Below are 11416 nucleotides of genomic sequence, written 5' to 3' on the forward strand. Positions count from 1 at the left end.
TCCAAAAATGCTATCGCGGTATCGCATGCTCGGCCTTCTGTGTCTCGACAACCAGAAAAGGCCGATTTGCCTCGGTCTTGCCGAGCATGCACCGCGACATAGTGAATCATTCCCCGGACAGCCCTGCCGCACGCGGGGCGAGGTGAAGAGCGTCGGCCCCCTTACGCCCACTCGCCCTTGCGGAACACCGGCACGCTGCGGCCGTCGGCGTGGATGCCGTCGATGTCGGTGTGGGCGGAGCCGATCATCCAGTCGATATGGATCAGGCTCTTGTTGCCGCCCTGCTCGGCGATCTGCTGCGGCGTCAGCTTGTCGCCATTAACGAAGCATTTCGAGTAGCACTGGCCGAGCGCTATGTGCGAGGCGGCGTTCTCATCGAACAGCGTGTTGAAGAACAGCAGCCCGCTCTTCGAAATCGGCGAGGAGTGCGGCACCAGCGCGACCTCGCCGAGGCGGCGCGCGCCCTCGTCGGTGTCGAGCACCTTCTTCAGCACTTCCTCGCCGCGTGAGGCCTTGGCCTCGACGATGCGGCCTTCCTCGAACTTGACCGAGATATTGTCGATAAGCGTGCCCTGATAGGACAGCGGCTTGGAGCTGACGACGTGGCCGCTGACGCGGCGGCAGTGCGGGGTGGTGAAGACTTCCTCGGTCGGGATGTTGGCATTGCAGACGATGCCGTTCTTGGCGGTCGACGCACCGCCCTCCCATTCATGACCGTCGGCGAGGCCGATGGTGAGGTCCATGCCGGGTCCGGAATATTTCAGCGCGTGAAAACGCTGGCCGTTCAGCCATTCGGTGCGCTCGCGGAGCTTCGCATTGTGCTGTGCCCAGGCGGCGACGGCGCCATCCTGATCGACCCGGGAGGCGGAGAAGATGGCGTCGGCAAGCCTGGCCACCGCGACGTCCTCGGCATCGTCGGGGAACACCTGCTTGGCCCAGGACGTGCTCGGATAGGCGATGATGTTCCAGTTGGTGTCGAAATTGACGATCTTCTCCAGCGCCGGCTGGTAGGCGATCGAATTGGCCTTGCTGGCGCGCGCCACCTTGACCGGGTCTTCGCCCGACAGCAGCATCGGATTGTCGCCGACGATCGCAAGCCGCGCGGTGTTGGTGCCGAACGCCTTCGCCATACCCTCATAGAGCCAGCTTGCGGCGCGATCAAAACTCGCATCGTTGCCGTAGCGGTAGCGCGCCAGCGTGAGCTCTTCGTCCGAGAAGAACGGGGTCACGAGACCGGCACCGGCCTTGTAGGCATGCTCCACCACCCGCCGCACCAGCGGCATCGCCGCGGCAGGCGCCGTCAGCAAGAGATCCTGCCCCGGCTGCAGCTGCAGCCCGACCTTGATCGCGACTTCGGCGAGCCGATCGAGCTTTACGGGATCGATCGAGGCGGAAAGGTTGCGTTGATGTGCGGTCATGAAGCGCCGTGTCGTTTGAGGAACTCTCGGGATTCGTAGTCCAATTCGATCCGCATTCGCAAGGTTCCTGCCCGCCGCGCGCGATCACGCGACGGCGAGCAATTGCTCCGAATTTTACCGTTTCACCGAGGCCAGCACCCGGTCGACCATCTCAGGCGCGAGCCCGAGATAGTTTTTCGGCGCGGTAAGGCGGTCAATCGTCGCCCGATCGATCCGGCTGGCGATGCGATCATCCGCCGCCAGTGCCTCGGCCAGCGTCAGGCCCTTGTCGTTGGCGAGGCGACAGGCGTCATAAACCACGTCATGTGCTTCCTGCCGGCCGATCGAAGGCGCGAGGCCCATCATCACGGCTTCGGCCACGATCAGCCCGCGGCTGATGTCGAGATTGTCGGCCATCCGCTGCTCGTCGACGATCAGGCCGCCGAGCGCGAACCTCGCCTGGTGCAGCGCGCCCCCGGTCAGCACGAAGCTTTCCGGGATCGCCATCCATTCGGCGTGCCACGGGCCGGTGGCGCGCTCGAAATCCTGCACCATCGCATCCAGCATCAGGCCGGCATGCTGGCGCACCGCCTTGGCGGCGGCGAGCATCAGCTCCGACGAGATCGGGTTGCGCTTCTGCGGCATGGTCGAGGACGCGCCGCGCCCTTTCACGAACGGCTCGTAGACCTCGGCGAATTCGGTCGACGCCATGATCATGATGTCGAGCGCGATCTTGCCGAGCGTTCCCGTGACCAGCGCGAGGAAATTCACCGCTTCCGCCAGGCCGTCGCGCGCGACATGCCAGGTCGAGACGGGCATGCCGAGCCCGAGTTCCTCGCACAGCGCCTGCTGGACCTCGAAACCCTTGTCGCCGAGCGAGGCCAGCGTGCCGGCGGCGCCGGCGAACTGGCCGACCAGCACGCGCGGCTTCAGCTCCGCAAGCCGCGCGGCGTGGCGATCGAACGCGGCGAGCCAGATCGCGGTCTTGTAGCCGAACGTCACCGGCAGCGCCTGCTGCAGATGGGTGCGGCCGGCCATCGGCGTGTCGCGGTATTTTTTCGAGAGATCGGCGAGGATGCCGCGCAGCGCAGCGATGTCGTCCTCGATGATCTTCAATCCATCGCGCAGTTGCAGCACCACTGCGGTGTCCATGACGTCCTGCGTGGTCGCGCCCCAATGGACGTAGCGGCCGGCCTCGCCGCACTGCTTCGCCATCTGATGCACCAGCGGCAGGATCGGGTAGCCGACGACGTCGGTCTCCTGCCGCAGCAGATCGAAATCGAGCGCGGCAACATCGGTCCGTTTTGCGATCTCCGCGGCGGCTTCAGCGGGAATCACGCCGCAGCGCGCTTCGGCCTTCGCCAGCGCGACTTCGACCTCGGCATAGCGCTCGATCAGCCGCAGGTCGGAAAACACCTCGCGCATCTCGCGCGTGCCGAAGGCATCGCGAAACAATACGGAATCGAACACGGTGGTCGAGGTCGGGAAGGCGGACATGGGCAGATCCTGTTGCCGGTCGCAGACGGCAACGTCCCTATCACGGCGCCGGCCTGTGCCCTACCCCTCCGGGGACACCTCGCCGAACACCTCGGCAGCGATCTTGCTGGTCTCGATCGCGGCCGGAATGCCGCAATACATCGCGACCAGCAGCAGCACGTCCTGCACCTGCGCGGCGGTGCACCCATTGGCCAGCGCGCCCTTGGCATGCACGCGGAACTCGGCCGGCTTGCTGCTCGCCGCGGTGATGCCGAGCATCACGAGGCTGCGGATCTGGTCGGACAGCCCGCTGCGCTCCCAGACGTCGCCGTAGACATAGGCATTGATGATGTTTTGCAGCGGCGTGCCAAAATCGCCCGCAGCCGCCATCCGCTTGGCGACATCGCCCTCGCCGAACATCTTCTGGCGCCGGCGCAGTCCGCGCGCATGGAGATCGCTGATGTCCACCATCGTCGTCGGGCTCCCCTGAACGGGCTATTTATACGGATAAATATGGTACACCTCAACATTGCAGCAGGCCTGGCGCTTGCCTTTCTGACGTATTTGTCCGTATAAATTTGCAAAAGCAGACACGGGAGGGGACCGGGATGAAGTTACGGCTGGGGCTGCTCGCAGTCCTGCTTGCGACGCTTCCCGTCCTGCCGGCTTTCGCCGCGGACGATTTCCCGCAACGGCCGCTCAAGATCATCGTGCCCTTCCCGGCCGGCGCCGGTCCCGACAATGTCGCGCGGCTGGTCGGCCAGCATCTGCAGGACGCGTTCGGCCAGACCGTGCTGATCGAGAACCGCGCCGGCGCGCTCGGCAGCATCGGCGCCCAGGAGGTCGCGCGCAGCGCGGCCGATGGCTACACGCTGCTGATGGGCACCAATACCACCCATGCCAGCAACGTCGCGACGCTGAAGAGCCTGCCCTACGACCCGGTGAAGGACTTTGCGCCGGTCATCCGCACCACCACGACGGCGATGGTGCTGCTGGTCAATCCGAAGCTCGCGGCCAGGGACCTGCCGCAGTTCCTCAGCTACGCCAAGGCCAATCCCAACCTGACCGCGGGCTACGGCTCCGGCGCATCGCAGATCTCGATCGCCCAGCTGCAATCGCGCGGCGGCCTGTCGCTGGTCGCGGCGTCCTATCGCGGCGTGCCGCAGGCGATGACCGACGTGATGGCGGGGGTGATCGATCTCACCTTCGGCGACTTCTCGGTCGCGATCCCGCAGATGCAGGGCGGCACCTTGCGCGGCATCGCCGTGACGTCGGCGACCCGCAACGAGCTGACGCCCGGCCTGCCCGCGCTCGCGGAAGCGATGCCGGGCTTCGAGGCCACGATCTGGTACGGCCTGTTCGCGCCCGCCGGCACGCCGGAACCCGTGGTCAGCAAGCTCTACGCCGAGTGTGCGAAGTACCTCGCGATGCCGGAGACGAGGAAGAAGCTCGCCGATGTCGGCGTGATGGTGGCGCCGCTCGCGCCCGCCGAGTTCGGCGCCTTCGTCAGGAGCGAGGTCGTGCGCTGGTCGGCGGAGGTCAAGGCGGCCGGCATCCAGCCGCAATAAAGCGAGGCGGCGTCGCATCATGGCTTGCGAGACACCTGTCGGCATGATTGGCCTCGGGCTGATAGGATCAGCGCTCTCCGCGCGGCTGATCGACGCCGGCATCGGGGTGATCGGCTTCGACATCGACGCGGCGAAGACGGATGGCCTGAGAGCCACCGGCGCCGAGTTCGCGGCTTTTGCCGCCGACGTGGCGGCGCGCTGCCGGACCATCGTCATCGCGGTGTATGACGCGGCCCAGGTCAAGGGATTGCTGCCGGAGCTCGCCAACGCGACAGTGCCGCCGCGCGTCATCTGCACCACCACCTGCGCGCCGGGCGAGATCGTGGCAATCGCCGAATTCGCCTCCCGCTCGCGCCTCGCCTTCATCGAAGCGCCGATCTCGGGGACCAGCGCCGACGTCCGCGCCGGCACGGCCACCGCGCTGGTCGCCGGCGATGCCGACATCATCGACGCCGCCGCGGCGACGCTCGATATCCTCTGCCCACAGCGGGTCAATGTCGGCGCGATCGGCAATGCCAGCCGCACCAAGCTCGCCATCAACCTGATCCTGCAGAACAACCGCGCCGCGCTGGCCGAGGGCATCGCCTTTGCCGAAAGCCTCGGCCTCGACGGCGCGGCGTTCCTTGCGACCGCGCGGCAATCGGCGGCATATTCCAAGGTGATGGACAGCAAGGGGCCGAAGATGCTGGCGCGGGATTTCTCGCCGCAATCGCATATCGCGCAGACCTTGAAGGATGCCGAACTGATCCTGCAGGAGGCCGGCCGGCACGGCCTGCCCTTGCCGCTGACCTCGGTGCAGGCCGAACTGCTGCGCGCGGCGATCGCGCTGCAAGGGCCGGACAACGACAGCGCTGCGGTCATCGAGGCGATCCGGGCCGGCCGCGGCCACGGTGAGGGAGAGTCATGATCAACTGTGCGATCGCGGGCCTCGGTCGATGGGGCCGCGCACTGGTCGGAGCCGCGCGCAACGAGCCGCGGCTCAGGATCGTCCGCGCGGTGGAACCCGACGCCAACGGCGCCGCCGGCTTTTGCGAGGCGCACGGCCTCTCCGTCGCGGCGAGCCTGGACGATGTCCTCACCGACCCTCGCATCGATGCCGTGCTGCTGGCGACGCCGCATTCGCTGCACAGGGGCCAGGTGATCGCGGCAGCCGGCGCCGGTAAGCAGGTGTTTTGCGAGAAGCCGCTGGCGCTTCGGCGCGCCGATGCCGCAGAGATGTTCGCGGCGTGCCGCAGCGCCGGCGTGGTGCTCGCGGTCGGGCATAACCGCCGGTTCTGGCCGTCGATGCAGGCGCTGCGCACGATCACAGCCGGTGGCGAGCTCGGCACCATCCTGCATGTCGAGGGCCACAACAGCAACGAGAACTCGCAAGCCATCACGCAGGGCTGGCGGCTGTCGCCCGAGGAATCTCCGGGCGGCGGCCTGACCGGCGCGGGGCTGCATGTGCTCGACGGCTTCGTCAGCCTGCTTGGTCCCGCGCGCCAGGTCTATGCCCGGTTGAGTGCGCGCGAGGCGGGACCGCCGCCGCTCGACACTGCAACCTTGGCGATTGAATTTGTGAATGGCGTGAGCGCAACCCTTGCGACAATTCGCGCAACACCGTTCTATTGGCGCGTGCATGTGTTCGGAACGAAGGGATCCGCCGAGGTGCTCGACGAACAGACGATGGTGCTGCGGAAATCCGGCGAGGCGCCTGCGACGACGCGCTATCCGGCAATCGACACCCTCACCGCGGAACTATCGGCCTTTGCCGACGCCGTCGAAGGCAAGCAGACGTTCCCGGTGCTCGAGGCAGACGTGCTGGCGACGCTCGCCGCGTTCGAGGCCGCGCTGCAGTCGATGCAATCGGGACATCCGGTCGTCTGCCATACGGCATACCAGTGATCCGCCATGTCTGAACAACCGGACCGAGCGCGATCGTCCCGCTACCGCGACATCGCCACCGGACTGCAGAAGGACATCCGGCTCGGCACCTACGCGGTCGGCAATCTGCTGCCGACCGAGACCGAGCTGATGGCGAGCTACCAGGCCAGCCGGCAGACCGTGCGCGAGGCGCTGCGCATCCTGATCGACCAGGGCCTGATCGTGCGCCGCGCCGGCCTCGGCTCGGTGGTGATCGCATCCGAGCCGCCGGTGCTGTTCACCCACAGCGTCAAGTCGCTCGGCGAGTGGCTGCGCTATTCCAACGAAACCTACCGCGACGTCGTTGCCAGCAGCGACATCGTCGCCGACCGCAAGCTGGCCGGGCTCTTGAAATGCGAGCCCGGCAAGAGCTGGTTCCTGATCGAGGCGGTGCGCCGCTCCGACCAGTTCGCCGCGCCGCTCGGCTGGGCCGAGATCTACGTGCTGCGCCGGTTCGCCGATGTCGTGACCCGGCCCGACCACGGCCGCACCCCGGTGCATGAGCAGATCGCCAGGATGTACGGCCAGGTCACCGAGCGCGCGCAGATGGAAATCTTCGTGCGGGGCATGCCGGCGCCGATCGCCAGGGCGCTCGGCGTCAAGACCGGCTCGCCGGCACTCACCGTGGTACGCCGCTACTACGGCCAGCGCGAGGAACTGTTCGAGGTCACCATCACCACGCACCCCGAGGGGCGCTACACCTACACGATGGATATGCAGCGCTCGCTGCGCCCGAAGCTCTAGCGCACCCGGGCCAGATGGGTGCTGGCAGAGGTATGTGCCGTCTGCGGGGTGCCGCTCACGCCCCAGATCGCGACCGCGATCAGCGCGGCCGCCCAGACATAAGGCACAGCATTCAACTTCTTCATTTCTGGGATCATCCCCAACGTCTCAGCAGGACCGACTGACCTTGCGACCCAGGTTGTGAATCTCACCACCGCGGTCCTCAGCGTCTCACCAGGCAGCCGTCCTTCACAACGCTACTAAGGTTAGACCTTGTCGGTTTCAGGACGCCTTCGTGCGAATCCGGAAATGATTTCGTCGGAACCGGGCCCTCTCATCCGAATTGATGAGACCGTAGGCCGAAGGGTTCGGCTCCATTCGAGACAACACTTAAGAGAATTTTCTGCCCAAATTTGAGTCAGACGCACAACAGACCTTCCAAAGATGCGCCCACTGAATTCTTTTTGATTGTCGCCCCGACTCCCGCCGTGCGATCAGGGCCTGTGACACTGTGATGACAAGGGCTTCTCCCGTGACTGCCGAACCGGCCAAACCGCAAGGCGACTCCCGTCGCCGCTCCAAGGAAACCCAGGACGAGGTGGCGCGGTCGCTGGAACGGGAATTGAAGCTGCTGACGGAAGAGCGCCAGGAGCGCGCGCTCCGGTTCGGCCTCGACATTGCGGGCAAGACGCCGAAGGTGGACCAATAAGTAAGGTCGCCGCCGCGCTGAGAGCCTCGGGCGCATAGTTTCCTTAGCATTGTCGATTCGTGCGGCCGTCTGCCATGGCCGGTGTGCGTGTTGGCGTACGCCGGTCGTGATTTCCTGCGGCCATGCCGGCGAGGTCGCTGCGCGGGCACGACGCCTTCTGCACTATTGCAACGACCAGTCCCAGCTACAACGTCCGCCGCGGCGTATGGGTCCCGGCCTTCGCCGGGACGACGCGAAGGAAGCCGAGCTTCACGTGCCCGAAATGGACAGGGACGCGGCCCGCGCTCGAGCTATTGCGCGCCCGGCGCTTCAGCGTCGGCCTTAACGTCGCGGCCGAAGCGATCCTTGCCGCTGAGCCGGGCCTTGCCGCCATCGAACGACAGCAGCCATCGGCGGTCGGTATCGCCGCCGACCAGACGCAGGTCGATCGCGAATGTCTGGTTGTCCTGCCACGTCCCTTTCAGCGCCATCACGCCGAGCGCCGTTGGCTGACCGAGACGGTAGGCACCGTCGAGCCCGATCGGTCCCGCCAGTGTCGTCACCGGCCTCGCCGGATCCGGCGTCGCCGTTTCCAGTTCGTAGTGCGCGGGCTGATCCGTCAGATGCAGCGTCAGCGCCCGCAAGTTAAAACCATTGGCCGGAAAGCGCCAGGTCTTGCCGGAGATGGCGGCGGCCGTCTCGGGCACGGCGCCAACGGCCGACGGCTTTTCGGTTGCGATATCGCGCAGCGCGCTCGCGAGCTGATTGCCGCCGACGGAGTTCACCGGCAGCGCCGTGTCGGATTTGACCGCGCCCGAAATCTCGTCGGCCATTCTGCCGAACGAGCAGTAGTCGCGCGCGGTCACGACCGTGACGATGTCGAGCGCGGGAAGCAGCATGACGAGCTGACAGCGGTCGCCGACCGCCATGACAACCTGCCGCTGCGGCATCACCCAGAAGAAACTGGCGTAGCGTAACGATGGATCGAACGAGGCGTGCATGTCGGTCGTCGCGTGCCTGATGCGGTCGACCCAGCCGGTCGGCAGCAAGCGCTGCCCGTCCCATTCACCGTCATGCAGATAGAGCAGGCCGATCCTGGCCGCGTCGCGCGGCGCGAGCTGAAGCCCGCCGCCGCCCTGCGTCAATCCGGGGCCGATGCTGTGCCAGTACGGCGCGGCTATCCCGAGCGGGCGAAACAGTTTCGTCACCGCATAGTCCCGCGCGCTCATGCCGGTGAGCTTGTTGATGATGGCGGCCAACAGCTGCGCATTGCCGGTGTTGTAATCAAACGCCTCGCCCGGCGCCTTCGCCATCGGGCGGTCGAGGATGAACTGGATCGCATCAGGGCTGCGCCCCCACTCGATCAGCGAGTCCGGCCGGCCACCCTCGACGCCTTCGGTCCAGGCCATTCCCGAGGTCATGTCCAGCATGGTCTGGACCGTGATCGCCCGCTTGCGGTCGTCGAGATTGGCGATGCTGCGATCGCCGAAGAAATCCACCATGCGATGGTCGAGGTTGTCGAGCACGCCATCTCTGAGCAGCATCGCGACCAGCGTGCCGGTCACCACCTTGGTGACGGAATTGAACAGATGCGGGATCTCCGGCGTGTAGGGCGCATAGTAGGCGTCGAGCACGATCCGGCCGTGCCGCGCGATCAGGAGGCTATCGAGACTGTGGGCCGCACCGTCATTGACGAGCCGCGTCAGCGCAGCGGAATCCATCCCCTGCTCTTCCGGCGTCGAGGTCTGCCACTGCCAGTTCTGCCACTGCGAGGTCTGCCGCATCGGCTCGGCAGCGCCTTGCGCCCGGGCTGCGCCCGACAAGGCCGAAGCTGCAAGCACGAGCCCTGCAAGCATCGGCAGCGCCAAACGTTGAACTTGCATCGGCGTCTCATTGCGACACGGCGGAGAGCCGCACCATCCGCGATCCCTCGCTTGCTTGTCAATCGTCGCCGCGACCGCGCGCCATCAGGACGTCGGCCGTCTAGCGCTGCCGCTGCGCGAGATAGAATCCGGCCAACACGGCGGCCAATCCGGCCGCCTGCAGCGTGGTCGGTGGCTCGCCGATCAGGAGCCATCCCAACAGCAGGGTCAACACCGGCACGGTCGCAGGAAATACGGCTGCGCGGGCAACGCCCAGGCGCTGGATCGACACCGCGAACAAATACATCGCCGCGGGCCCGGCCAGGATCCCCTGGGCGATGGCCTGCAGCGCGTTTTCAGGCAGGCCGATGGAAGCATCGCGAGCGAGCCCACCCGAGGCGGCATACAGCGGAAACAGCGAGAGCGACAGCACGCTGATGACACTGGCCACGGAGAACGCCGAGACACGCCAGTAACGCACCAGCGTGGCGAAGCCCGCGAACATCAATCCGGTCGCAACGAAGATCAAATCGCCGATCACGGCGCTCGGCCCCATATGGCCGATCGACTCGCTGCCGATCACGGCAAGGCCGACGACGATGACGACAGCGCCGGCTGCCCGCGAGAGCGAGACCGATTCCTTCAGCAAGACGACCGCGAGAAACAATCCACCCAGCGTCGCGCAGGACGGCTGGATCACGCTGCCATGCCCCAGCGGCACGAACATGAAGCCGGCATAGCTGATCAGCGACATCACCGGCCCGCCGAGCAGCATCAGCGCCATGCCGCGCCCCCAGCCGATGCCGCAGAGATCGCGGAGGCCGGCGCGCACAACGAGCGGCAGGAAGACGATGCCCGACCACAGGAAGCGATGCATCAGCAGGTCGACGGGTGTGAAACCGACCCTCAGGCCGTGTCGGGTCGCCACGAAGCCGAGCGCCCAGCACAACGCCGCACCGAGGCCGCAGGCGACCCCGAGCAGGATGGCTTTCGTATCCGGAAGAGCTGCAGCCTTGGCGATGGCCGGACGTTCGTTCATCGCGAACGACTACGTTAGCTGCCGAGACGGATCAACCCACTGGTATGCACGGCTGGTTGGCGCAAGCCTTCAAAAACCGCTTGGGTCAAGCTGTGACTTCATTCCGCGCTACCGCCATGCCCGCTTTGCCCAAAGGGGCGACCTTGCGGGCCGCTTCACCCTAAGCGAAGCTGACCTTCACAGGCAAGAAGTGGGACTTATTTCGGCGGCTCGACCACCGTCTTTGTCGATCCGTCCGGCGCTCCCTGCATTCCCGGCGGGCTTTGACCTTGCGGGCTTTCCGGCGGCGCACCACCTGATTTTGTTTCTAGCGGCCCGGTCCAACCTTGTGGCTGCAATTGACCTTTTTCTTCCGGTGCCGAGCGCCCGGTGGCCGTGTTCACGTCCTTGTTGGGATCTGCCTGGGCTAGCATGAATCCACACGACAACGCCCAGCCAATCGTCGTCATCAGAATGATCCGCATTCCGACCTCCCTTGGCTAATCGTACCAAACAGGCTGGACCGGCTTCGGTTCCGTTTGCCGAAGGAGGCGACCAAAACTGGCGGCAAACGATGCCCGCTATGGGCCGATTCCGTTGAAAAAGGCCGGCGGTATTCCGCTGTAATAGCTGGGCCGGCGAAGAGATCGAGGGAGGCCCTATGCGGGTCTTGCTATGGGCATCGCGATCAGCTTGGCCATCTTCCGGAGGTTTTGCGCGGTGGCTGCGAGAGTGAACTCATCGCGAGCGCCGTTTGGGCCTCGTAATCGTAAACGGTCGAG

The 11416-nt window shown here is 65.9% G+C and carries 12 protein-coding genes; 5 read left to right on the forward strand and 7 right to left on the reverse strand.

The window, feature by feature from the left end:
* Positions 1-161 precede the first annotated feature (161 nt).
* From I6F38_RS42135 to I6F38_RS42145, 3 genes are all read right to left on the reverse strand, one after another.
* Complete coding sequence (locus I6F38_RS42135) at positions 162-1418, reverse strand: aminopeptidase (RefSeq protein WP_225164536.1); 1257 nt, start codon at positions 1416-1418, stop codon at positions 162-164.
* Between the two features lie 114 nt (positions 1419-1532).
* Complete coding sequence (gene pcaB / locus I6F38_RS42140) at positions 1533-2894, reverse strand: 3-carboxy-cis,cis-muconate cycloisomerase (protein ID WP_225164537.1); 1362 nt, start codon at positions 2892-2894, stop codon at positions 1533-1535.
* Between the two features lie 60 nt (positions 2895-2954).
* Positions 2955-3344, reverse strand: coding sequence for a carboxymuconolactone decarboxylase family protein (locus tag I6F38_RS42145; protein ID WP_092089709.1), 390 nt, complete (start codon positions 3342-3344; stop codon positions 2955-2957).
* A gap of 137 nt (positions 3345-3481) precedes the next feature.
* On the opposite strand from I6F38_RS42145, the gene I6F38_RS42150 reads away from it, so the two are divergent.
* From I6F38_RS42150 to I6F38_RS42165, 4 genes are read left to right on the forward strand one after another with little or no spacing between them, the layout of a single operon-like run.
* Positions 3482-4441 carry a tripartite tricarboxylate transporter substrate-binding protein gene (locus I6F38_RS42150; RefSeq protein ID WP_225164538.1) on the forward strand — a complete coding sequence of 320 codons (960 nt, stop codon included), beginning with the start codon at positions 3482-3484 and terminating at the stop codon, positions 4439-4441.
* A 19-nt stretch (positions 4442-4460) separates the two neighbouring features.
* Positions 4461-5348, forward strand: a complete 888-nt coding sequence (locus tag I6F38_RS42155) for an NAD(P)-dependent oxidoreductase (protein ID WP_225164539.1) — start codon at positions 4461-4463, stop codon at positions 5346-5348.
* A complete protein-coding gene (locus I6F38_RS42160; protein ID WP_225164540.1) occupies positions 5345-6325 on the forward strand; it encodes a Gfo/Idh/MocA family oxidoreductase in 981 nt (326 codons plus the stop codon). Before I6F38_RS42155 ends, I6F38_RS42160 begins: the two co-directional genes overlap by 4 nt.
* A 6-nt stretch (positions 6326-6331) precedes the next feature.
* On the forward strand, positions 6332-7087 hold the full coding sequence (locus tag I6F38_RS42165; protein ID WP_225164541.1) for a GntR family transcriptional regulator: 756 nt from the start codon (positions 6332-6334) through the stop codon (positions 7085-7087).
* Here I6F38_RS42165 and I6F38_RS44160 read toward each other — a convergent pair.
* Positions 7084-7212, reverse strand: a complete 129-nt coding sequence (locus I6F38_RS44160; protein WP_016847287.1) for a hypothetical protein — start codon at positions 7210-7212, stop codon at positions 7084-7086. The genes I6F38_RS42165 and I6F38_RS44160 overlap by 4 nt on opposite strands.
* Before the next feature lie 386 nt (positions 7213-7598).
* On the opposite strand from I6F38_RS44160, the gene I6F38_RS42170 reads away from it, so the two are divergent.
* Entirely contained in the window at positions 7599-7775 is a 177-nt protein-coding gene (locus I6F38_RS42170) for a hypothetical protein (protein ID WP_162832420.1), read from the forward strand.
* 290 nt (positions 7776-8065) lie between these two features.
* Here the strand turns inward: I6F38_RS42170 and I6F38_RS42175 are convergent, their stop codons facing one another.
* From I6F38_RS42175 to I6F38_RS42185, 3 genes are all read right to left on the reverse strand, one after another.
* The gene (locus I6F38_RS42175) at positions 8066-9637 is read right to left on the reverse strand and encodes a serine hydrolase (protein ID WP_225164542.1); all 1572 of its coding nucleotides are present in this window, start codon (positions 9635-9637) and stop codon (positions 8066-8068) included.
* Between the two features lie 100 nt (positions 9638-9737).
* Positions 9738-10655: a DMT family transporter gene (locus tag I6F38_RS42180; protein WP_225164543.1), complete on the reverse strand. Its 918-nt coding sequence runs from the start codon at positions 10653-10655 to the stop codon at positions 9738-9740.
* Between the two features lie 197 nt (positions 10656-10852).
* Positions 10853-11119, reverse strand: a complete 267-nt coding sequence (locus I6F38_RS42185; RefSeq protein ID WP_225164544.1) for a hypothetical protein — start codon at positions 11117-11119, stop codon at positions 10853-10855.
* Positions 11120-11416 lie beyond the last annotated feature (297 nt).

The sequence above is a fragment of the Bradyrhizobium sp. BRP56 genome (assembly GCF_020194035.1).
GTDB classification, from domain to species: domain Bacteria; phylum Pseudomonadota; class Alphaproteobacteria; order Rhizobiales; family Xanthobacteraceae; genus Bradyrhizobium; species Bradyrhizobium australafricanum.